Origin of the sequence: Falsirhodobacter xinxiangensis, from assembly GCF_004959935.1 — a bacterium.
Lineage (GTDB): Bacteria > Pseudomonadota > Alphaproteobacteria > Rhodobacterales > Rhodobacteraceae > Falsirhodobacter > Falsirhodobacter xinxiangensis.
Genome location: NZ_SMYN01000004.1, coordinates 216,037 through 237,029 on the forward strand (window position 1 = coordinate 216,037; position 20,993 = coordinate 237,029).

The following is a 20,993-nucleotide window of genomic DNA, read 5'->3' on the forward strand; positions in this document are numbered from 1 at the left end:
GGATATTCCGATGCGCCTTGTTCCCCTTGTCCCGGTGATGATTGCCCTTGGTGCGGGGGCGGCGCAGGCCGACTTCACGCTGACCATCCTGCATACCAACGACGTCCATGACAGGTTCGAGCCGATCACCGCGTCGGATTCCACCTGCGCCCCCGAGGATAACGCGGCGGGCGAATGTTTTGGCGGCGTGGCGCGGCTGGTGACCGCGGTGGAGGAGGCGCGGGCGCGGGGCGGCGAGAACACGATCCTGCTGGATGCGGGCGACTGGTTTCAGGGCACGCTGTTCTACACTCACTACAAGGGCGCGCTGGCGGCGGAGTTCACGCAGAGGCTCGGTTATGACGCGATGGCGGTGGGCAATCACGAATTCGACGACGGCCCGGCGGAACTTGCGAAATTCGAGGCGGCGGTGGACATGCCGCTTCTAATGGCCAACGCAGATGTCAGCCAAGAGCCGCTTCTGGCCGGCAAATTCGCCAAGAGCACGGTGCTGGAACGCGGCGGGCAGAAGATCGGCGTGATCGGCCTGACCCCGCAGGACAACCCCGAACTTGCCAGCCCCGGCCCGAACGTGAACTTCACCGACCCCGTCCCGGCAGTGCAGCAGGAGGTGGATGACCTGACCGCGCAGGGGATCGACAAGATCATCCTGCTATCCCATTCGGGCTATGCCATCGATCAGCGCATCGCGGCGGAGACCACCGGGGTGGATGTGATCGTGGGCGGGCACAGCCACACGCTTCTGTCCTCGACCGAAGAAGGGGCGGCGGGGCCCTATCCGACGATGGTGGGCGATGTGCCGATCGTGCAGGCCTATGCCTACAGCAAATATCTGGGCGAGTTGACCGTGACCTTCGATGACGAGGGCAAGGTTACGGGAACGGCGGGCGCACCGGTTCTGCTGGATGCCAAGGTGGCCGAGGACGAGGCGACTCTGGCCCGCGTGGCCGAAATGGCGAAACCGCTGGAGGAGATTCGCGCGCAGGTGGTGGCCGAAAGCGCCGAGCCCATCGACGGCAGCCGCGAGGTGTGCCGCCAGCAGGAATGCACGATGGGCAACCTCGTGGCCGAGGCGCAGCTGGCGCGGGTGAAGGATCAGGGCGTGCAGGTGTCTCTGGTCAATGCGGGGGGCTTGCGGGCCTCCATCGACGCGGGCGAGGTGACGATGGGCGAGGTGCTGACGGTGCTGCCGTTCCAGAACACGCTGTCCACCTTCCGCATCGACGGCGCGACCTTGCTTGCGGCGCTTGAAAACGGCGTCAGTCAGCTTGAAGAAGGCGCGGGGCGCTTTGTTCAGGTGGCGGGGATGACCTATGCCTTCGATCCCGCCGCACCTGCGGGCAGCCGTGTGTCGGACGTGACGGTGGGTGGTGTGGCGCTGGACCCGGCCGCGAGTTATCTCGCCGTCGCGAACAACTACATCCGCAATGGCGGCGATGGGTTCTCGATGTTCACCGCGGCGGCGGAAGCCTATGACTTCGGCCCCGATCTGGCGCAGGTGGTGGCCGAGTATCTGGCGGCGAACGGGCCGTATCACCCGGCGGTGGATGGGCGCATCACCCGCCGTTAACGGTCGTGCAGCCCCTTGCCCTTCAGGATGCTGGGGGCTGCCTTTTCCAGCCGCGCCAGCCGGGTCGCAGGCTGTTTCGCGCCGGTGATATGAACGATCCACCCGCGCTGGCGTCCCGGTGTCAGCGCATCGAAGGCGGTGCGGAGGGCGGGGTCCATCCGGGCCGCAATCTCGTCCGGAAGGACGGGCGGGGCGGACAGATCCACCTTCTCTGCCGATTTCGCGATGGCCTCGGCGACATAGGCTTTCAGAACGTCCGCGTCGATCTGATCCAGCCGCTTGAAGCGGGCGGTGCGGGCGGATCGCGAATTGGGGCCGGGCGGCTCCAGTATGCCCGCCGGATCATCCAGCAGCGCGCCCTTGAAAAACGACAGCACCGCCGCGTCCTTCAGCCCCCAGACGGTCGCGATGTTCACTCCCTGATAGGTGTAGCAGGGGGCGCGCCACTTGTATTCCTCGACCAGCGGGGTGCTTTTGAGGATACGGCGCAGCGCGGCCAGATGGTCGCGCCACGGGTTTTCAGCGGCAAAGATCGCCTCGATCCGGTCGTCCATCGCTCTTGCACCCCCCGATCCCAGTGGTTATATGAAGCGTCAGCGCGGGCGTTGTGTAATGGTAAGACCTTAGCCTTCCAAGCTAAAGACGCGGGTTCGATTCCCGCCGCCCGCTCCAGTCACTTTTCTTCGGAAGCTGCCGCGTCGGAAATTCCCGCCGCCTCCATATCCATCCACATCGGTTCGAACACGTTGCCGTCCGGGTCGCGGAAGGTGCGGCTATACATGAAGCCGTGATCGTCGGCGGGCTTCGGCTCGGTCCCGCCGGCGGCAAGGGCGGCTTCGGTGATGTCGTCCACCGCCTCGCGGTTCTCGCGCGACAGAGCGATCAGCACGCCGGTTCCCTGCGCCGGATCGGCGAATGGGCCGGTCAGGAAGCTTTTGAAGCGGTCCTGTTTCAGGATCATCAGGTGGATCGTGTCGCTGATCGTGACCGCGCAGGCGGTATCGTCGGCAAAGCGCGTGTCCAGCGTGAAGCCAAGCGCCTGATAGAACGCCTTGGAGCGTTCGAGGTCCGTGACGGGTATGTTGACGAAGATCATCTGGGTCATGTCGTCCTCCTGTTCAGGACAACATGACCCGCCGATGTGTCAGGTCAAAGATGCTCGGGCTGCGGCATGCCCAGAACGTGATAGCCGCCATCGACGCGCACGATCTCGCCCGAGGTATAGGCGCCGTAGTCCGAGGCCAGATAGACGGCGGTGCCGCCCACCGATTCCAGCGTGGCGTTGGACCGCAGCGGGGCGTTCTGTTCGGTCTGGCGATAGGTGTTGCGCGCGCCGGCGATGGCAGCGCCCGCCAGCGTCTTCATCGGGCCGGGGGAAATCGCGTTCACGCGGATGCCCTGCGGGCCCAGATCGTTCGCCAGATACCGCACCGCCGATTCCAGCGCCGCCTTGGCCACGCCCATGACGTTGTAGTTGGGCGTGACGCGGTTCGATCCCTGATAGGTCAGCGTCAGCAGCGTGCCGCCGTTCGGCATCAGTTCCGACGCGCGTTTGGCCACGTCGATGAAGCTGAAGCAGGAGATGGTCAGCGAGTTCTGGAAGTTCGCCTTCGAGGTGTTGATGAACCGCCCCGAAAGCTCGTTCTTGTCGGAGAACGCGATGGCATGGACCAGAAAGTCGATCCCGCCCCATTCCGATTTCAGCCGGTCGAACGCCGTATCGAGGCTGGCGTCGTCGGTCACATCCACATCGACCAGAAAGTTCGACCCCACCGACGCCGCCAGCGGCTCCAGCCGCTTGCCGAAAGCCTCGCCCTGATAGGTGAAGGCAAGCTCTGCGCCTTCGCCGGCCATAGCCTTCGCGATGCCCCAGGCGATGGAGCGTTCGTTCGCGACGCCCATCACAAGCCCGCGTTTACCTTTCAGGAGATCGGCCATCTTCGTGCCCTTATTTGTATTTGCTCATGACAAGGGTAGCATTGGTGCCACCAAAGCCGAAGCTGTTCGACAAAACGCCGTCCAGTTCAACCCCTTCGCGAAGCGTCGTGACGATTTCGCCTTCGTGGAGTTCCGGGTCCAGCGTGGTCACGTTGGCGGATGCGGCGATGAAATTGCCGTTCATCATCAGCAGCGAATAGATCGCCTCGTGCACGCCGGTCGCGCCGAGCGAGTGGCCGGTCAGCGATTTCGTCGATGCGATGGGCGGGGTCGATCCTTCGCCGAAGACGCGGCGGATGGCCTTCACCTCGGTCACGTCGCCAACGCCGGTCGATGTGCCGTGGCTGTTGATGTAGTCGATCTTGCGGCCTTCGGGCAGGGTGGACAGGGCCAGACGCATCGACCGCTCGCCACCCTCGCCAGAGGGGGCGACCATGTCGTAGCCGTCCGAGGTCGCGCCATAGCCGGTGACTTCGCCATAGATCTTCGCGCCGCGTGCAAGGGCGTGCGACAGTTCCTCCAGAACCACCACGCCGCCGCCGCCTGCGATCACGAAACCGTCGCGCGTCGCGTCATAGGGGCGCGAGGCGGTGGCAGGCGTGTCGTTGTATTTTGACGACATGGCGCCCATCGCGTCGAACAGGCAGGACAGGGTCCAGTCAAGCTCCTCGCCGCCGCCGGCGAAGACGATGTCCTGTTTGCCCAGCTGGATTTGCTCCACACCGTTGCCGATGCAATGCGCCGAAGTCGAGCAGGCCGAGGTGATCGAGTAGTTCACGCCCTTGATCTTGAACGGCGTCGCAAGACAGGCCGAGTTCGTGGACGACATGCAGCGCGTGACCATGAACGGGCCCATACGCTTGGGCGCGCCCTTTTCGATCACCGTGTTGTGGGCGGAAAAGAAGTTGGACGTGGACGGACCGCCCGAACCCATGATCAGGCCCGTGCGCTCGTTGGACACGTCGGCTTCCTCCAGCCCCGAATCCTTGATCGCCTGTTCCATGGCGATGAAGTTGTAGGCGGCACCCGGACCCATGAAGCGCAGGTCGCGCTTGTCGATGTGATCCTCCAGCACGATCTGCGGCATGCCGTGGACCTGGCTGCGGAAACCGTGCTGGGTGTAATCGGGCGATGCCACGATGCCGGAACGGCCCGCGCGCAGAGAGGCTTCCACCTCCTCCGCGTTGTTGCCGATGGGGGAGACGATGCCGATGCCGGTGATGACGACGCGACGCATGGGGGAATCCTTTCGGGTTCAGCTGGCCGACAGGGCGACCTTCATGTCCTTGACCAGATAGATGACCTCGCCATCCGCTTCGACGCGCCCATCGGCGACGCCCATGGTCAGGCGGCGGGTCTGCACGGCCTTGGTGAAATCGACGTGGTAACGCAGCATCTTGCGGTCGGGGCGGACCATGCCGGTCAGCTTGACCTCGCCCACGCCCAGCGCATAGCCGCGACCCTGCCAGCCGCGCCAGCCAAGGTTGAAGCCGGTCAGCTGCCACAGACCGTCAAGACCAAGACAGCCCGGCATGATCGGGTTGCCGGGGAAGTGGCAGGAGAAGAACCACAGGTCCGGATTGATGTCGAATTCGGCGACCACATGACCCTTGCCATGTTCGCCCCCGTCTTCGGAGATTTCCGTGATGCGGTCCATCATCAGCATCGGCGGTTCGGGAAGCTGGGCGTTGCCGGGGCCAAAAAGCTCCCCGCGCGCGCAGGCCAGAAGTGCTTCCTTGTCGAAACTCGTCGGATATCCGGCCATCAGGCTCCCCATCATACTTTGCCATCCCTCTACCACTTGGGCTTGCGTAAGGGCAAGGGCGGGGGAATCCGTTTGAAAAAACCCAAGGGCGCACGATATAGAAGGGGAATGCGAGGTGACGACCCTATGACGGAAAATGTGCTGGAGCGTGGAACGGACTGGCTGGCGAAGGGTGGCCTTCGGCCAACGCGGCAGCGCGTGGCCTTGGCCGCGCTGCTGGTCGGCGACGGCCAGAACCGGCATGTGACGGCGGAAAGCCTGTTCGCGGCATCGACCGATGCGGGGGAAAAGGTCAGCCTTGCCACGGTCTACAACACACTGCGCGCCTTTTGCGAGGCGGGGCTGATGCAGGAGGTCGTGGTCGATGGCTCAAAAAGCTATTTCGACACGCGCATGGACGATCACCCGCATTTCTTCTGGGAAGACACGGCGGAACTGACCGACGCGCCCGCCGATCAGCTTGAAATCGCACGCCTGCCTGATCTGCCCAAGGGGGCCGAGTTGAGCCGTGTCGATGTCGTGATCCGCCTGCGCCGCATCTGAGCGGAACTTTACCCATGTCGGCATGTTGATCCCCCGCCATTTTGGGGGGTGAGAATGTTCATCAGGTTCGGCTACGACATCACAATTTCCTGCCCGCAGGAGACGACACTCGTCTCGCGCATGGCGATCCGGGAGGCGCGCCGTCCGGATCTGGAACAGGACGAGGTGATCGAAGTCTCGCCCCACGCGAGCATCCATGAGTTCACCGATGGGTTCGGCAATCGCTGCCAGCGAATTCTTGCTTCGCCAGGGGATCTGCGTCTGCGCGGCGATGGGCTGATCCGCGACAGCGGTCAGCCGGACGAGGTGAACCTTGCGGCGGCAGAGACGCCGATCCACCAGCTGCCCGATCATGTCATAACCTTTCTGCTGCCCAGCCGCTATTGCGAAAGCGACGAACTTGGCAATCTGGCATGGGGTCTTTTCGGGCATCTGCCGCCGGGATGGGCGCGGGTGCAGGCGATCTGCGACCATGTGAATGCCAGCATCGCCTTCAACTATCAGAACGCATCATCCTTTCGCACGGCGGCGGGGGCGCTGCGGGACGGAACGGGCGTGTGCCGCGACTTTGCCCATACGGCCATCGCGTTGTGCCGTGCCATGTCGATCCCGGCGCGGTATGTGAACGGCTATCTGGGCGATATCGGCGTACCGTATGGCGGGCCGATGGACTTCTCGGCCTGGTTCGAGGCGTTTCTGGACGGACGCTGGTATGCCTTCGATGCGCGGCACAATGTCCCCCGCATCGGACGCATCCAGATCGCCTATGGGCGCGATGCAGCGGATGTGGCGATGATCCACAGCTTCGGCCCGCATGTGCTGAAGACCTTCACCGTCGTCTGCGACGAGGAAGCCGCACTCGCCGCTCAGTAACCCACGGGCGCCCAGATCACGTCGTCGATCCGCGGCGCGCCGGTGGCCAGCATCACCAGCCGGTCGAATCCCATCGCGATCCCCGAGGATGCGGGCATATGCGCCAGCGCCGCCAGCAGATCCTCGTCGATAGGGTAACGCTCGCCATATCGGCGGGCCTTTTCGTCCATCTCGGCCACGAAGCGGCGGCGCTGTTCGGTAGGGTCTGTCAGCTCGCCGAAGCCGTTGGCAAGCTCCACCCCGCAGGCATAAAGCTCGAACCGTTCGGCAAGGCGGGGATCGGCGGCGGGGCGGGCAAGGGCCGCCTCGACGATGGGATAGTGGTCGAGGATCGTGACGCGGCCCAGGCCCAATGTCGGCTCCACCTTCTCCGACAGGATGCGCGAGAAGATGTCGGACCACGTGTCGTCATCGGCCACCCGCAGCCCGGCCTGCGCCGCCAGCGCATCGCGGTTTCCGATGGTCGGCAGCAGATCGACCCCCACGCGGGCGAAGGCATCCGGCACCGAAAGCCGTTCGGGTTCGGCAAAGGGATCGCAGACCCGGTCGCGGAACTGCAGCGGGCCAGCCATCCGCAGGATCGCCATGCAGTCGTCCATCAGCACGGTGTAATCTTCGCCCGCGCGATACCATTCCAGCATGGTAAATTCCGGCGAATGCAGAGGCCCGCGTTCGCGATTGCGGAAGACATGGGCGAAGGCCGCGATCCGCGTCTCGCCCGCCGCCAGCAGTTTCTTCATCGCGAATTCGGGCGAGGTGTGCAGATACATCCGCCGCGCCGCGCCGTCATTGCCGATGGCATCCGTGCCGAAGGCGTGCAGATGCGTCTCGTTGCCGGGGCTGTTCTGAAGCGCGGCGGGATCGACCTCGATGAAACCTTCATCGGCCAGCCAGAGCCGGATGCGCGATTGGATGCGGTTCCGCTCCAGCAGCAGGGGGCGGCGGCCTTCATGGCGGTGGGCATCCCACCAGCGAGTCTCGGTCATTGGTTCGGGCTTTCGATTTCCGCTGGAATGCGCTAGATCACGCGGCAATTCCCGTCAACCGGGACCCCCAGCAAGGACGAATTCGTGAAAGTCATCGCATCCTCCCTTCGCAAGGGCAATGTCGTCGAGATGGACGGCAAGCTCTATGCCGTTCTGAAATCCGAGAACTTTCACCCCGGCAAGGGCACGCCGACCACGTCGGTCGACATGCGCCGCATCTCGGACGGGGTGAAGGTGTCGGAACGCTGGCGCACGACCGAGATGGTCGAAAAGGCGACGGTGGACGAGCGCGAATACGACTTCCTCTATGAAGACGGCGAAGGCTTCCACTTCATGGAACCGGCAACCTACGAGCAGCTGGTCGTGTCCCCCGACGTGGTGGGCGACGACAACGTGTTCCTCGGCGACGGCGTGAAGGTCTACCTGCGGACCTTCGAAGGTGTCGCGATCGCGCTGGAACTGCCGCAGCGCGTCGTGGTCGAGATTTCGGAGACCGAGCCGGTCGTGAAGGGTCAGACGGCGTCGTCGTCCTACAAACCCGCGATCTGCACCAACGGGGTGCGCGTGATGGTTCCGCCGCATATCGGCACCGGCACGCGGATCGTGATCAACACCGAAGACCGTTCCTACGTCGAACGGGCACGGGACTGAGAGGGCGGCCTTCGGGCCGCCTTTTTCCTTTCAGGCGCTGCGCGTGCGGACCCCGTTCGGGTCCACCACCTGCTCGCCATCTTCTTTGACGAACGGGCCGCGCTGGGGCGGCAGCAGGTCCAGCACCTCCTCGGACGGGCGGCACAAGCGCACGCCTTTGGGGCTGATCACGACGGGCCGGTTCATAAGCACAGGATGCGCCACCATCGCGTCGATCAGCGCATCATCGTCCAGCGCCGGATCGCCCAGCCCCAGATCGGCATAGGGCGTGCCCTTTTCCCGCAGCAGCGCCCGGACGCCGATCCGTTCGGCCAGTTGCACCAGCATCGCGCGCGAAGGCGGCGTCTTCAGGTATTCGATCACATGCGGCTCTATCCCCGCGTTGCGGATCATCGCCAGCACATTGCGCGAGGTGCCGCAGGCGGGGTTGTGATAGATGACGACGTCCATTGGGTGCCTCCATTTCCACGTCACCCTATCAGCCCGAAACTTCCCATGGAACCGGAGGTAATTGCGAACCGTTCTCATTAGGAGTTGACAGTTGAGAATCGTTCGCATCTTCTGTCCGTGCCGAGAATGACAGGAGCCCACGATGTTTCTTCGCCTGCTTGCCGCCACTAGCCTGATCGCATTGCCCGCTGCCGCACAGGAGCCGTTCAAGGTCGTCACAACCTTCACTGTGCTGGCCGATATGGCGCGGAACGTGGCGGGGGACGCGGCAGAGGTCGTCTCCGTCACCCGTCCGGGGGCAGAGATCCACGGATACGAGCCGACGCCGCGCGACATCGCGGGCGCGCAGGGGGCCGATCTGATCCTGTGGAACGGGCTGAACCTTGAACGCTGGTTCGAACAGTTCCTGAGCAACATGGGCGATGTGCCGTCCGCGGTCCTGACCGAAGGGATCGAGCCGGTGCCAATCCGCGAGGGATCATACGAGGGGCTGGCGAACCCCCATGCGTGGATGGGTCTGGATAACGCGCTGATCTATGTCGACAACATCCGCAACGCGCTTCAGGAATACGACCCCGAACATGCCGAGGTCTATGAGGCGAATGCCGAGGCCTATAAGCGAAAGATCCGCGACACGATCGGGCCCTTGCGCGATCAGGTCATGGCGATCCCCGAGGACAAACGCTGGCTCGTGACCTGCGAAGGGGCGTTCAGCTATCTTGCCCGCGATTTCGGGATGCAAGAGCTGTATCTGTGGCCAATCAACGCCGACCAGACCGGAACTCCCCGGCAGGTGCGGACCGTGATCGACGGCGTGCGCGAACATCACATCCCGGTGGTGTTCTGCGAAAGCACCGTCAGCCAGGCACCCGCCGAACAGGTGGCGCGCGAGACGGGCGCGGAATATGGCGGCATGCTCTATGTGGATTCGCTGTCCGAGCCGGACGGGCCGGTTCCGACCTATCTGGACCTGCTGCGGGTGACTTCGGAAACCGTGGCGAAGGGGCTGACCGAACATGTCCGATGATGGAATCGTCGCCAATGGTGTGACGGTCACCTATCGCAACGGCCACACGGCGCTGCGCGACGCCAGTTTCGCCATCCCGCGCGGCACCGTCACGGCGTTGGTGGGGGTGAACGGCGCGGGGAAATCCACGCTGTTCAAGGCCATCATGGGCTTCGTTCCCGCAGCGCGGGGCGAAATCCGCCTTTTGGGCATGACCGTGCGCGAGGCACTGCGCCACAACGTCGTCGCCTATGTCCCGCAGGCCGAGGAAGTCGACTGGGCTTTCCCCGTGCTGGTCGAGGATGTGGTGATGATGGGGCGCTATGGTCACATGGGCTTCCTCCGCCGTGCATCTGCGGCGGATCACGCGGCTGTGGATCAGGCGCTGCGCCGCGTCGGGATGCAGGATTTCCGCCACCGCCAGATCGGAGAGCTTTCGGGTGGCCAGCGCAAACGCGTCTTCCTTGCCCGTGCGCTGGCGCAGGACGGTCGCGTGATCCTGCTGGACGAGCCGTTCACCGGCGTCGATGTCCAGACCGAGGATCAGATCGTGGCCCTGTTGCGCGAGTTGCGCGACGAGGGGCGGGTGATGCTGGTATCCACCCACAACCTCGGCTCGGTCCCGGAATTCTGCGACCGCGTGGTTCTGGTCAAGGGCACCGTCTTGGCCCATGGCCCGACCGAGGAGATATTCACCCGCGCCAATCTGGAACTGGCTTTCGGCGGGGTGCTGCGACACTTCACCCTGACCGGGTCCGCGCTGCACGACGATGACGACCCGCGCGAATTGACGATCATCTCGGATGACGAACGGCCCATCGTGCATTACGGCGACAAGGTTCGGAAGGCGGAAGAATGACGCTGCTGGAGCCGTTCGACTACATGTATATGACCAACGCGATGTGGGTCTCGGCGCTGGTCGGGGGCGTCTGCGCGTTCCTGTCGGCCTATCTGATGCTGAAGGGTTGGTCGCTGATCGGGGATGCGCTGTCGCACTCTGTCGTGCCGGGGGTGGCGGGGGCTTACATGCTCGGGCTGCCCTTTGCGTTGGGGGCGTTTCTGGCGGGCGGGCTGGCGGCGGGGGCGATGCTGTTCCTGTCGGACCGTTCGGGGCTGAAGGTGGATGTCATCATCGGCATCATCTTCACCAGCTTCTTCGGGCTGGGGCTGTTCATGATCTCGCTGAACCCGATCGCGGTGTCGGTGCAGACGATCACGATGGGCAACATCCTGTCGATCACCCCGGAAGATACGCTGCAGCTGGCGATCATCGGCTTCGTCTGTCTGGGCGTGATGCTTTTGAAATGGAAGGACCTGATGGTCACCTTCTTCGATGAAAGCCATGCGCGGTCCATCGGCCTGAACCCTGCGCGGCTGAAGGCGATGTTCTTCGTGCTGCTGTCGGCGGCCATCGTGGCGGCGATGCAGACGGTGGGGGCGTTTCTGGTGATCGCGATGGTCGTGACGCCGGGGGCGACGGCATATCTTCTGTGCGACCGTTTCCCGAGGCTGATCGCGACCTCGGTGGTGATCGGGACGGTGACGGGGTTCGTGGGGGCTTATATCAGCTATTTCCTTGACGGGGCGACGGGGGCGGTGATCGTGGCGCTTCAGACGGCGATCTTCCTTGGCGTCTTCACTTTTGCGCCCAAGCACGGGCTGCTTGCGGCGCGGCGGCGCGCGGCGGAGGCGTTGGAATGACCCCGCTTTCGCCGTTCGAATTCGGCTTCATGCAGAACGCCTTTCTGATCTGCCTGATCGTCGGGCCGCCGACCGCGATCCTGTCCTGCTTTCTGGTGCTGAAAGGCTGGGCGCTGATGGGCGATGCGGTCAGCCACGCGGTGCTGCCGGGGGTGGTGCTGGCCTGGATCACGGGCATTCCGCTGGTGATCGGGGCGTTCATCGCCGGAATGATTGCCGCGCTGTCCACCGGCTGGCTGGCCGAGAACAGCCGCGTCAAGCGCGACACGGTGATGGGGGTGGTCTTCTCGGGGATGTTTGCGGTGGGGATCATCCTCTATACCTCGATCACCACGAACGAGCATCTGGATCATGTGCTTTACGGCAACATGCTGGGCGTGGGGGCGCAAGACCTTTGGACTGCGGCGGGGATCTGCATTCCGGTCGCGCTGATCCTGCTGCTGAAATGGAAGGACTTCCTGCTGCACGCCTTCGATCCGGCGCAGGCGCAGGCCTCGGGTCTGCGCGTGGGCTGGCTGCATTATGGGCTGCTGTGCATCCTGTCGCTGACGGTGGTGGCGGTGCTGTCCTCGGTCGGGCTGGTGCTGGCGGTGGCGCTGCTGATCACGCCGGGGGCGACTGCCTTTCTGCTGGTGCGCAGCTTTGGGCGGATGATGGCGGTGTCGGTCGCGGTCTGCGTCGGCGCGATGCTGACGGGGGCCTATGCCAGTTTCTTTCTGGACAGCGCCCCCGCGCCGACTGTGGTTTTGGTGCTGACGGCGGTGTTCACCGCCGCCTTCGTCACGCGCGTCTTGCGCCGCGCCGCATGAGGCCGAGCGCGCCGATCCCGCCGATCAGCAGCAGGACGGACGCGGGCAGGGGGGTCGGAAGCGGCGCCGCCGCGGCCAAGGGCATTTCGCCGCCTGCGACGCTCCATGTGCCGCCGGGGCCGGTCTTGCCGGTCGTCAGCAGGCCATAGCCTTCGATCCCGTCCGGCAGGCCAAGAAAGAACGGCGCCTCGCCCAGCGCATTGATGCTGATATATTCGCCGCCGTTATAGAAATCGCCGCCGTAATAGTAATTCCACGTCTCGGACGTGGTTTCGACATACAGATCCCAATACTCCGGCATCCCGTCCGCGCCGAATGTCAACGTCCGCAAACCGACGCCCGGCAATGTCGTGGTAAGCCCCTTCGTGGCGTCATCATACCATGTCAGGGTAAGGCCGGATATTTCGACGATGTCGGTATCGATCGAAATGTCGAAGCTGCCGGTTTCATCCAAACTCGCGCTGCGCGAAATGGAATAGGTATAGGAGCCCCCTTCGCCATCGTCACCAATGCCGTCGAAGGCGACTGTTTCGGAATCGAACGCATAGTTGTAGGTATAGGTGACGACCGCAGCTTCGGCCATGGTCGAAAATCCCGCAGCCGCGAAGGCTGCCAGCGCAATCTTTAACATCACACTCACCAAATGTTGACCAGAATCAGATCGTGCCAGCGCAGGATGATTCCAGCAACATTTAATCCGTGAGTCGCATTTCGCCAATTATCGTTCGTTCCGGGGATGGATCGCGACTTATTCTTCGGGTTTCTCGTTCGAATAATACATCTTGCCGATTTCGATCTTCTCTCGCCCCTGTGAAAGACGGAACTCGTTCGTGTCGCGCAGGGAATAGATGCAGCCGCAATATTCCTGCATGTAGAATTCCTCGCGTTTGGAAATCTCGATCATGCGGGATGCGCCGCCGCCTTTGCGCCAGTTGAATTCCCAGTATTTCACGCCGTCATAGGGTTTGGCCGCACGCACGCCGCAATCGTTGATCTGCGCCATGTTCTTCCAGCGCGAAATGGCCAAGCTGGATGTGATGACCGGAAATCCGTTCTCATAGGCATAAAGCGCGGTGCGTTCGAAGCGCATGTCGAAACACATGGTGCAGCGGATGCCGCGTTCGGGTTCGAACTCCATCCCCTTGGCGCGGGCGAACCAGTTGTCGGCGTCGTAATCGGCGTCGATGAAGGGGATGTCGTGCTTTTCGGCAAAGCGGATATTCTCCTCCTTGCGCAGGACATATTCCTTCTTCGGGTGGATGTTGGGATTGTAGAAGAAGATCGTGTAATCGATCCCCGATGCCGTCATCGCCTCCATCACCTCGCCGGAACAGGGCGCGCAGCAGGAGTGGAGAAGGACTTTCGTCTCTCCGTCAGGGGGGGTGAGGATGGGGCGATCATAGGTCATGGGCGCGATTTTACCCGATTCCCGCGCCGCCTGCCAGAGCCGCCGGTGGCTGGCACCATTGGCCGGGCGCCGAGGATTTGCAGCTGGGCCTGCGCTTGGCTGGCAAAAGCGCGGCGCGGCTCAGCCCCTGATCCAGCGCATCGCGTTCAGCGCGGCATCGGCCAGATCGCCGCTGCGGGCGACGTAATGTTCCGGCGCGGCGAAACGGCCGGTGCCGGGGGCGCGGGTCTCTGCCTCCAGCGCGTCGATCAGCCGGTTCAGGCGTCGCTGGTGCCAGCCGAGGCGGCGTTGCAGCGGATCGGTGACGATGCCGGCAAAGGTGGACAGGACCGCGATGACGAGAACCAGCGCCGCGCCCGTCGCGATGACGGTCGCCATCGGCACGGTGGACGGAAAGGCGCCATACCACACCGCGCCCAGCGCACCGCCCAGCGGGAAGGACGCGATGGCCGCCCCTTGGGCCATCACCGCCGCCAGCGTCGGGGCCAGCGACAGAACGCCGGGGGTCAGCGATTTGAACGCCACCGCGCCGAAGCCGACGGTGCCAAGGGTCGCCGCGATCTCGTTCGTGGCGGTGCGGGTCGCGACATAATCGCCCGTCAGCGCGGCCAGCCCAAGCGGCTCCAGCAGGTCGCGACGCAGGCGCAGGTCCAGCTCGGTCGCCAATGCGGTCTGGAACATCAGCGGGCGGGCCGTGACCCAGCGTGCGGCGCGGGGCAGGCGCATCCGGTCCAGCGTGAGCCCCGCCAACCGCTGCATGAGGAACAGCGGCGCAAGCGAGACGTTGGCCGGGGCCTTCAGCATGTCCCAGCTCAGCGCATGACGATGCAGCCTCACGCTGCCGCGCAGGCTGAAATTGGCATCCACGAAACGGGTGACGGCGATGCGGTCCATAGGTGGGATGGTAGCCTTTCACGGCGCTTCGGGGAAGCTATGGTCGCAGACAGCGCGCCTTCAATGCGGCATGGGTGTCGTGGACGCAGGCGATCAGCGCGGCGGGGGCGCTTTCCGGCGGCGAGACGGCGCGGGGCGGGCGAAAGCGCGGCGCGGCCTCGGCCAGTGCCGCCGGATCCGCCAGGTCCAGCGCATCGGCCAGAACCGGCAGGTGGTTGCGCGGGTCCGAGCAAAGCGCGTCCTGATCGACGAGGATGGCGTTCGATCCCGCCGTCTCCAGCACCATGCGATAGGTGTCGGCCCAATAGGACAGCCAGAACTCCGGCGTCATCGGATCGCCTTTGCGCGGGCCGCCCAAGGGGCGAAACGCTGCTGCCGGGTCGCGCTGCGATCCGGCGCGGTGCTGGCCCAGCAGCGAATGGGCATGAACGAAAGGATCGCGCAGCGGGATCACCACGGCCGCATCCGGCAGTGCGCGCCGCAGCCACGGCAGCCGCGCAAGCGAAGCGGGGTTCCCCGAGATATAGCGGGACGCCCCGGCCTTGCCCGCAACCACGCGCACCATATAGCGGCGCAGGAACGCCTCGAATTCCGGGTGGCGCTGGTCGGTCCACGGGCGGATGTGATCCTTGGCGTAATGGGCCTTCCAGAAGGCCATCCACGCCACTTCCTCGACCGGGCCGGGGGCGCCGAGGCTGCGCGCCAGATTGCCCCAAAGCATCGGTGACAGCGCAAGGGGCATATGGCGGCGGGTGGGGGCTGCGAATTCCTCCTGCCCGGTCAGGACATCCAGAAGAGTGGTCCCCGACCGCGCAAGCGAGGTGACGAGCACCGGGCGATCCGCAGCCGGGGGCGCGATCCGCTGCCTGTCCTCGGATCGGGGCGGCCCGCCCGCGCGTCTGGGAAACAGGGCGAGCCAGGGCGTGATCGTTTCGTTGATGGCGGCCCGCGCGGCGGTGCGGGCCGTCACCCCCGACGGTCCTTGGCCTCCGCGACCCGCCGTGCCGCAAGGCCGCCGATCGCAGTAACAAGGGCGGCCAGCCCCAAGGCCACCACCCCAAGCGTGGGCAGCGCACCGGGCCCGACATAGGCCGAAGCGGCTTCCGGCATGATGATGAAGGCAAAGGTGGCGGCGCAGATGCACGCCGAAAGGGTTTTGCCGGTCACGGATATTCCTTTCGCAGTCTGGGGCCGGCATCCGCCGGTTGCGGGGCGAGGATATTGCCACCTTTGCGCGTTTCCCATGCGCGGAGCTTCGCTTGGCGAACCGCCGCGTGAACCGGCTGAAAGGGTCGGCGAGAACTGGCCGAACGGGCGCGACAATGATGCACGTGCGGCTCCGGGAACCGAGGACGCCGTGCTGACATTTCCTTTGTGACGGAAGGACGATCATGGCCCAGACGAGCATCCCCTATTGCGGCGCGCCGCCCGCGCCTTCGGAGTTGGCATCCGCATGGAATACCGGCCCGCTGCTGCTGGCGGCGCTGGGCATCGCGGCGCTTTGCACCTTTCGGGTTAACGGCTCTCGGGCCGCGTGGATCGCAGGGGTCGCGGTGCTGGCGGTCAGCTTCGTCTCGCCGCTTTGCGCGCTGGCCAGTGCGCTTTTCTCGGCGCGGGTGCTGCATCACGTGCTGATCGTGGCGGTGGCGGCGCCGCTTCTGGTTTCGGGGGCGGGTGTTCGGATCGGGCAGGGCAGCCTCGCCTTTCTGGCGCATATGGCGGCGGTCTGGGCATGGCACATGCCCGCGCCCTATGCCGCCGCGCTGGGCAGCGATGCCGTCTATTGGATGATGGAGGCGACGCTGCTGGGCACCGCCGTCTGGCTGTGGTCGGCGATGATGGCGCGGCCGGGGCAGGGGGCGGTTCTGGCGCTCGGCACGCTTTTGCAGATGGGGATGCTGGGCGCGCTTCTGACCTTTGCCGGGCGCGTGCTTCACCCGTTTCACGCGTTGACGACCGCGCCTTACGGCATCGATCCGCTGGAGGATCAGCAGCTTGCGGGCCTTCTGATGTGGGCTCCTGCGGCGCTGCCCTATCTGGGGTTCGCGATCCATGGCGTGCTGACCCGCGTTCTGCCGCGCGCGGGCCACGCATGATCGCGCTGCTCAAGGCCGTCCACATCGCCGCCATCGCCGTCTGGAGCGCGGGCCTTCTGGCGCTGCCCTCGCTTTATATCCAACGCCGCCATGTCCGCAGCGACGACGAATTGCACCGACTGCAGGAGATGGTGCGCTTCGCCTATATCGCCATCGTCTCGCCCTTCGCGTTCGTGGCGGTGGCGTCGGGCATCGCGCTGATCTTTGCGCGCGAGGTGTTCGCGCCGTGGTTCGCGGCCAAGCTGGCGCTGGTCGCGGTGATGACCTTCGTCCATGTGCTGACCGGACTCGTCGTGATCCGGCTGTTCCGCAAGGGCGAACGCTATCCCGGCTGGCGGTTCGTGACGGTCACGCTGGCGACGGGGGCGATCGTGACGGGCATCCTGTGGCTGGTGCTGGCCAAACCCCAGATGCCCATCGCGCCGGACCTGTTCCGCCCCGGCGCGCTGCCCGACCTGGTGGTGCGCATCAATCCTTGGGCGACACCATGAGGCCGATGCCGTGATCGAAGATCAGCTTGCCCCCATGCCAGCCCGCAATGCCCGTCAGGACGACGCCGACGACCGAAAGCGCCAGCCCCTGCGGCAGCACCGCCTCGGGGAAGGCCAGCCGCAGGCCCCAGTTCGCACCGGCGACCGACACCAGCGCCATCCCGGCGATGCCATGCGCCCAGCTTGCGGCCCGGGCGCGGATGCCGGGCACGGCCAGCAGTTCGACCGTGCCGACCAGCGCCGCGCCGATCCCGGCAAAGAAGGCCAGCCCCGAAGACCACAGCCCGGTGCGCACCCAGAACGGGTCCGCGTCCCACCAGTAAAGGATGTCGATGCCCAGCGTGCAGATCATCAGCGCGATCGGAAAATGGACGGCCATCGCATGCAGCGGATGACCCGCGACAGCGATGAAGCTGTCGGTCGCCTTTTCCTCGACCTTCGCGATGACGGGGTTCTGTTCGCTGCCATGCGTTTCGTCGGCGATATGTTCGTCGGTTTCCTTCATGCCCCGACAAGACGTCTGGGGCTGGCCGGGTTCCCGATCCTTTTCGCCGCAGGCTGCGATCGCGATCTGTCCGTGCTGTCGCCGGCAGGTCCGGCGGCGCAGGGGATCGCGACGCTGTGGTGGTGGATGTTCTGGGGCGGGGCGGCGATCTTTGCGCTGATGCTGGCGCTGTTCCTGTGGCTGCTGTTGCGCCCGGCGGCGGGTCGGGGCATCCCGGCGCGGTGGTGGATCGTGGGCGGCGGGCTGGTGTTTCCGCTGCCCGTGCTGGCCGCGCTGACCGGGGCGGCGCTTTGGCTGGGCGAGGGCACGCTGGGCGGCACGGCATCCACCCAGATCGAGGCCGAGGCCCGCATGTGGCAATGGACCTTCCGCTACCCCGACGGGTCCGAGACGACCGACGTGCTGCACCTGCCCGCCGGCCGGGATGTGGAGATCGTCGTGACCAGCCCCGACGTGATCCACAGCTTCTGGATTCCGCGCCTTGGCGGCAAGATCGACGCGATACCCGGCCATGCGAACCGGATCGTGCTGCGCGCCGACGCCCCCGGCGAATATGGCGGTGTCTGCGCCGAATATTGCGGAACGGGGCATGTGGATATGAGTTTCACCGCCGTAGCAAGCGACGATTGGGGGCGCGAATGACCCCCATCCGCCGCCACAAGGAACTTGACCGCATCTGGCGCACGGCCCCCGGCTGGGGCCGCCTTGCCGCCGTGAACCATACCGTGATCGGCAAGCGGTTCATGCTGACCGCGCTGGTGTTCTTTGCCATCGGCGGGCTGCTGGCGATGCTGATCCGCATCCAGCTTGCCTCGCGCCAAAGCGAGTTCATGGAGCCGGGGACCTATGCCCAGGTCTTCACCATGCATGGCACGATCATGATGTTCCTGTTCGCCATCCCCTTTTTCGAGGGGCTGGCGATGTATCTGCTGCCCAAGATGCTTGGGGCGCGGGACATGGCGTTCCCGCGCCTGTCCGCATATGGCTACTGGTGCTACCTTTTAGGCGGGTCGATCCTGATCGTCGCGCTGCTGATGGGGGCCGCGCCGGATGCGGGCTGGTTCATGTATGCGCCGCTGTCATCCGCGACCTACAGCCCCGGCATCAACGCCGATGTCTGGCTGCTGGGGATCACCTTCGTCGAAATCTCGGCCCTGTCGGCGGCGGTGGAGATGCTGGTGTCAATCCTGATGCTGCGCGCCGGGGGGATGTCGCTGGACCGGATGCCGATCTTCGGCTGGTATATGCTGGTCGTCGCGGGGATGATGCTGGTGGGGTTCCCGCCGCTGATCCTCGGGTCCTTGCTGCTGGAGGCCGAGCGCGCCTTTGGCCTTCCGTTCTTCGATCCGACGCGCGGGGGCGATCCGCTTCTGTGGCAGCACCTGTTCTGGCTGTTCGGCCACCCAGAGGTCTATATCATCTTCCTGCCCGCCGCCGGGGTGCTCTCCACCATCATCCCGGTCTTTTCGCGCCACCGTCTGGTCGGATACCGCGCCATCGTGGCGGCGATCGTGGCGATGGGGTTCCTCAGCTTCGGGCTGTGGGTTCACCATATGTATGCGACGGGGATACCGCATCTGTCGTTGTCGTTCTTTTCGATCGCCAGCGCCTTGGTGGCAGTGCCGACGGCGGTGCAGATATTCTCGTGGCTGGCAACGATGGCGGCGGGGCGGCCGCGCTTTTCCATCCCGATGCTGCATGTGTTCGGGTTCATGTTCGTCTTCGTCTGCGGCGGGCTTTCGGGCGTGATGCTGGCGATGGTGCCGTTCGATCTGCAGGCGCATGACACGCATTTCGTGGTGGCGCATCTGCATTACGTCCTGGTCGGCGGTTTCGTCTTCCCGATGATGGCGGCGGCCTATTACTGGCTGCCGCACATGACCGGGCGCCAGCCGGTGCAGCAGCTGTCCCACGCGGCGTTCTGGACGATCTTCGTCGGGTTCAACCTGACCTTTCTGGGAATGCACCTGACGGGGCTTCTGGGGATGACGCGGCGCGTCCACAGCTATGACGATCCGTGGTGGGAGGTGCTGAACTTCATCTCGTCCATGGGCGGGTTCGTGACGACCATCGGCTTTGCGCTGCTGGCGCTGGATCTGGTGCTGCTGATGCTGTTCGGGCGGCCGTTCCGGCGCGATCCGTGGCGAGCTGGCACGCTGGAATGGGCGATGCCGACGCCGCCGCCCAGTTATAACTTTGCCTCGGTCCCGATGGGCGACATAGACGGGCCGTCGCTGGCGGCGGGCAAGGGCCTGCTGGCCACCCCGCGCGGAGAGATGGAGACACTGGGCGTCGATCCCCTGTCGGGTCGGCCAGAGCAGATCGTGATCCTGCCGAAGCCGACCTTCCTGCCGCTGCTGACCGCGCTGGCCACCGGCGGGGTGTTCCTGAGCCTGCTGTTCAAGGCGTATCTGCTGGCCCCGGTCTTTGCGGTGGCGGTGGTGGCGCTGTTCCTGCGCTGGACCGCGGCCATGCCCGCGCCTGCGGTTCTGGATGCGGGGCAGGGGCTGATGCTGCCGAACCACCGCGCGGCGCGGATGCCCCCTTCGCTTCTGGCGATGCGGTTCATCATCGCGGCGGATGCGACGGCCTTCGCCTCGCTGGTGTTCGGGGCGGGGTTCCTGGCGATCTCGGCCCCCGGCTGGCCCCCGGCGGAATGGCCGGGCTTCGGCTGGCCCGCCTGGGTGGCGGTGGTCGGGGGGCTGGTGGCGCTGGCGCTTCCGGGGCGGGCGCTGGTTCCGCAACTGGTGACGGTGGCCGCGTTCACCGCGATCCTTTGGCGGATGGAGGGCGTGCAGGATCATGCCGCCCCTGCCGCGCTGGCGGCGCTGGCGACATGGGGGGCGGTTCATGCGGCCATCGGCGTTCTGCTGGCGGGATGGGGGGATCGCCGCATCTCTGCCCAATGGCAGCGCTATGCCGCGCTGGTCACCGTCGTCGCGGCGACGTTCCCGGCGCTGCTGCGCCTTCTGGCCGAGGGTGCGGCATGAGGCGTCTGGTCCTTCTGATTGCGGGCTTCGTCATCTGGTCGGCAGCCTTCCTTGCCGTCTATGCCGTGCAGGCGACGGGCTGCGCGATCGGGATGGAGGCGGGGTTGCTGCGCGGGCTGCTGATCCTGTGCGTCGCGGTCGGGTTGGTGGCGGGGGCGATCCCGCTATGGCTGGCGCGGCGAGGCGGGGTTTTGGGGCAAAGCGCGGCCATCGCCGCAGCCGCCGCGATGGCATCGACGTTGCTGACACTTTCCGGTGTGTTCTGGCTTGGCCCCTGCTGATCCGGGAACGCTTGGGCGGGCCGCTGGTTGACATCG

26 protein-coding genes and 1 tRNA gene are annotated in these 20,993 nt (G+C 65.2%); 14 read left to right on the forward strand and 13 right to left on the reverse strand.

What is annotated here, in order from left to right:
- The first annotated feature begins 10 nt into the window (after nt 1–10).
- Nucleotides 11–1,570 (forward strand): bifunctional metallophosphatase/5'-nucleotidase, encoded by a 1,560-nt coding sequence (locus tag E2K76_RS06965; RefSeq protein ID WP_136683561.1) that lies wholly within the window; start codon nt 11–13, stop codon nt 1,568–1,570.
- Here E2K76_RS06965 and E2K76_RS06970 read toward each other — a convergent pair.
- Nucleotides 1,567–2,124, reverse strand: coding sequence for a YdeI/OmpD-associated family protein (locus E2K76_RS06970; RefSeq protein WP_136683562.1), 558 nt, complete (start codon nt 2,122–2,124; stop codon nt 1,567–1,569). The two genes, E2K76_RS06965 and E2K76_RS06970, sit on opposite strands and share 4 nt — an antisense overlap.
- A gap of 44 nt (nt 2,125–2,168) precedes the next feature.
- Here E2K76_RS06970 and E2K76_RS06975 point away from each other — a divergent pair.
- Nucleotides 2,169–2,242, forward strand: a tRNA-Gly gene (locus tag E2K76_RS06975).
- 1 nt (nt 2,243) lies between these two features.
- Here the strand turns inward: E2K76_RS06975 and E2K76_RS06980 are convergent.
- The 4 genes from E2K76_RS06980 to fabA are packed head-to-tail and all read right to left on the reverse strand — an operon-like array spanning nt 2,244 to nt 5,273.
- Nucleotides 2,244–2,675, reverse strand: coding sequence for a VOC family protein (locus E2K76_RS06980; protein ID WP_136683563.1), 432 nt, complete (start codon nt 2,673–2,675; stop codon nt 2,244–2,246).
- A 44-nt stretch (nt 2,676–2,719) separates the two neighbouring features.
- Nucleotides 2,720–3,508, reverse strand: coding sequence for an enoyl-ACP reductase FabI (locus E2K76_RS06985; protein WP_136683564.1), 789 nt, complete (start codon nt 3,506–3,508; stop codon nt 2,720–2,722).
- A 10-nt stretch (nt 3,509–3,518) separates the two neighbouring features.
- Nucleotides 3,519–4,745: a beta-ketoacyl-ACP synthase I gene (fabB, locus tag E2K76_RS06990; RefSeq protein ID WP_136683565.1), complete on the reverse strand. Its 1,227-nt coding sequence runs from the start codon at nt 4,743–4,745 to the stop codon at nt 3,519–3,521.
- Nucleotides 4,746–4,763: 18 nt separating this feature from the next.
- Complete coding sequence (fabA, locus tag E2K76_RS06995; RefSeq protein WP_136683566.1) at nt 4,764–5,273, reverse strand: bifunctional 3-hydroxydecanoyl-ACP dehydratase/trans-2-decenoyl-ACP isomerase; 510 nt, start codon at nt 5,271–5,273, stop codon at nt 4,764–4,766.
- Between the two features lie 126 nt (nt 5,274–5,399).
- Between fabA and irr the strand changes: the two genes are divergently transcribed.
- Both irr and E2K76_RS07005 read left to right on the forward strand, forming a co-directional pair.
- Complete coding sequence (irr, locus tag E2K76_RS07000; RefSeq protein WP_169053228.1) at nt 5,400–5,816, forward strand: Fur family transcriptional regulator Irr; 417 nt, start codon at nt 5,400–5,402, stop codon at nt 5,814–5,816.
- A gap of 54 nt (nt 5,817–5,870) precedes the next feature.
- Complete coding sequence (locus E2K76_RS07005; RefSeq protein WP_136683568.1) at nt 5,871–6,689, forward strand: transglutaminase-like domain-containing protein; 819 nt, start codon at nt 5,871–5,873, stop codon at nt 6,687–6,689.
- Here E2K76_RS07005 and epmA read toward each other — a convergent pair.
- Nucleotides 6,683–7,675 carry an EF-P lysine aminoacylase EpmA gene (gene epmA, locus E2K76_RS07010; RefSeq protein WP_136683569.1) on the reverse strand — a complete coding sequence of 331 codons (993 nt, stop codon included), beginning with the start codon at nt 7,673–7,675 and terminating at the stop codon, nt 6,683–6,685. The two genes, E2K76_RS07005 and epmA, sit on opposite strands and share 7 nt — an antisense overlap.
- An 84-nt stretch (nt 7,676–7,759) precedes the next feature.
- On the opposite strand from epmA, the gene efp reads away from it, so the two are divergent.
- Nucleotides 7,760–8,326 carry an elongation factor P gene (gene efp, locus E2K76_RS07015; protein ID WP_136683570.1) on the forward strand — a complete coding sequence of 189 codons (567 nt, stop codon included), beginning with the start codon at nt 7,760–7,762 and terminating at the stop codon, nt 8,324–8,326.
- A 30-nt stretch (nt 8,327–8,356) separates the two neighbouring features.
- Here efp and arsC read toward each other — a convergent pair whose 3' ends face one another.
- Entirely contained in the window at nt 8,357–8,776 is a 420-nt protein-coding gene (gene arsC, locus E2K76_RS07020; RefSeq protein ID WP_136683571.1) for an arsenate reductase (glutaredoxin), read from the reverse strand.
- 142 nt (nt 8,777–8,918) lie between these two features.
- Between arsC and E2K76_RS07025 the strand changes: the two genes are divergently transcribed.
- From E2K76_RS07025 to E2K76_RS07040, 4 genes are read left to right on the forward strand one after another with little or no spacing between them, the layout of a single operon-like run.
- Nucleotides 8,919–9,803 carry a metal ABC transporter substrate-binding protein gene (locus tag E2K76_RS07025; RefSeq protein WP_136683572.1) on the forward strand — a complete coding sequence of 295 codons (885 nt, stop codon included), beginning with the start codon at nt 8,919–8,921 and terminating at the stop codon, nt 9,801–9,803.
- Nucleotides 9,793–10,641 (forward strand): manganese/iron ABC transporter ATP-binding protein, encoded by an 849-nt coding sequence (locus E2K76_RS07030; RefSeq protein WP_136683573.1) that lies wholly within the window; start codon nt 9,793–9,795, stop codon nt 10,639–10,641. The genes E2K76_RS07025 and E2K76_RS07030 overlap by 11 nt, the downstream gene beginning before the upstream one ends.
- Nucleotides 10,638–11,483 carry a metal ABC transporter permease gene (locus E2K76_RS07035; RefSeq protein WP_136683574.1) on the forward strand — a complete coding sequence of 282 codons (846 nt, stop codon included), beginning with the start codon at nt 10,638–10,640 and terminating at the stop codon, nt 11,481–11,483. Before E2K76_RS07030 ends, E2K76_RS07035 begins: the two co-directional genes overlap by 4 nt.
- Nucleotides 11,480–12,292 carry a metal ABC transporter permease gene (locus E2K76_RS07040; protein WP_136683575.1) on the forward strand — a complete coding sequence of 271 codons (813 nt, stop codon included), beginning with the start codon at nt 11,480–11,482 and terminating at the stop codon, nt 12,290–12,292. The genes E2K76_RS07035 and E2K76_RS07040 overlap by 4 nt, the downstream gene beginning before the upstream one ends.
- Here E2K76_RS07040 and E2K76_RS07045 read toward each other — a convergent pair.
- From E2K76_RS07045 to E2K76_RS20280, 5 genes are all read right to left on the reverse strand, one after another.
- Nucleotides 12,264–12,923: a VPLPA-CTERM sorting domain-containing protein gene (locus E2K76_RS07045; protein WP_136683576.1), complete on the reverse strand. Its 660-nt coding sequence runs from the start codon at nt 12,921–12,923 to the stop codon at nt 12,264–12,266. The genes E2K76_RS07040 and E2K76_RS07045 overlap by 29 nt on opposite strands.
- A gap of 117 nt (nt 12,924–13,040) precedes the next feature.
- Nucleotides 13,041–13,700 (reverse strand): epoxyqueuosine reductase QueH, encoded by a 660-nt coding sequence (locus E2K76_RS07050; protein ID WP_136683577.1) that lies wholly within the window; start codon nt 13,698–13,700, stop codon nt 13,041–13,043.
- A 120-nt stretch (nt 13,701–13,820) separates the two neighbouring features.
- Nucleotides 13,821–14,594, reverse strand: a complete 774-nt coding sequence (locus E2K76_RS07055; protein WP_136683578.1) for a DUF6635 family protein — start codon at nt 14,592–14,594, stop codon at nt 13,821–13,823.
- A 37-nt stretch (nt 14,595–14,631) separates the two neighbouring features.
- Nucleotides 14,632–15,564 (reverse strand): sulfotransferase, encoded by a 933-nt coding sequence (locus E2K76_RS07060; protein ID WP_169053229.1) that lies wholly within the window; start codon nt 15,562–15,564, stop codon nt 14,632–14,634.
- Nucleotides 15,561–15,761 (reverse strand): hypothetical protein, encoded by a 201-nt coding sequence (locus tag E2K76_RS20280; RefSeq protein WP_169053230.1) that lies wholly within the window; start codon nt 15,759–15,761, stop codon nt 15,561–15,563. Before E2K76_RS20280 ends, E2K76_RS07060 begins: the two co-directional genes overlap by 4 nt.
- A 224-nt stretch (nt 15,762–15,985) precedes the next feature.
- On the opposite strand from E2K76_RS20280, the gene E2K76_RS07065 reads away from it, so the two are divergent.
- Complete coding sequence (locus tag E2K76_RS07065) at nt 15,986–16,690, forward strand: cytochrome c oxidase assembly protein (RefSeq protein WP_136683580.1); 705 nt, start codon at nt 15,986–15,988, stop codon at nt 16,688–16,690.
- Entirely contained in the window at nt 16,687–17,181 is a 495-nt protein-coding gene (locus E2K76_RS07070) for a CopD family protein (protein WP_136683581.1), read from the forward strand. The genes E2K76_RS07065 and E2K76_RS07070 overlap by 4 nt, the downstream gene beginning before the upstream one ends.
- On the opposite strand, the gene E2K76_RS07075 is transcribed toward E2K76_RS07070, so the two are convergent.
- The gene (locus E2K76_RS07075; protein ID WP_136683582.1) at nt 17,159–17,686 is read right to left on the reverse strand and encodes a DUF2231 domain-containing protein; all 528 of its coding nucleotides are present in this window, start codon (nt 17,684–17,686) and stop codon (nt 17,159–17,161) included. The two genes, E2K76_RS07070 and E2K76_RS07075, sit on opposite strands and share 23 nt — an antisense overlap.
- Between E2K76_RS07075 and E2K76_RS07080 the strand changes: the two genes are divergently transcribed.
- From E2K76_RS07080 to E2K76_RS07090, 3 genes are read left to right on the forward strand one after another with little or no spacing between them, the layout of a single operon-like run.
- Entirely contained in the window at nt 17,648–18,328 is a 681-nt protein-coding gene (locus E2K76_RS07080; protein ID WP_169053231.1) for a cytochrome c oxidase subunit II, read from the forward strand. The two genes, E2K76_RS07075 and E2K76_RS07080, sit on opposite strands and share 39 nt — an antisense overlap.
- Nucleotides 18,325–20,676 (forward strand): cytochrome c oxidase subunit I, encoded by a 2,352-nt coding sequence (gene ctaD, locus E2K76_RS07085; protein WP_136683584.1) that lies wholly within the window; start codon nt 18,325–18,327, stop codon nt 20,674–20,676. The genes E2K76_RS07080 and ctaD overlap by 4 nt, the downstream gene beginning before the upstream one ends.
- Nucleotides 20,673–20,957 carry a hypothetical protein gene (locus E2K76_RS07090; RefSeq protein ID WP_136683585.1) on the forward strand — a complete coding sequence of 95 codons (285 nt, stop codon included), beginning with the start codon at nt 20,673–20,675 and terminating at the stop codon, nt 20,955–20,957. The genes ctaD and E2K76_RS07090 overlap by 4 nt, the downstream gene beginning before the upstream one ends.
- Nucleotides 20,958–20,993: the final 36 nt, after the last annotated feature.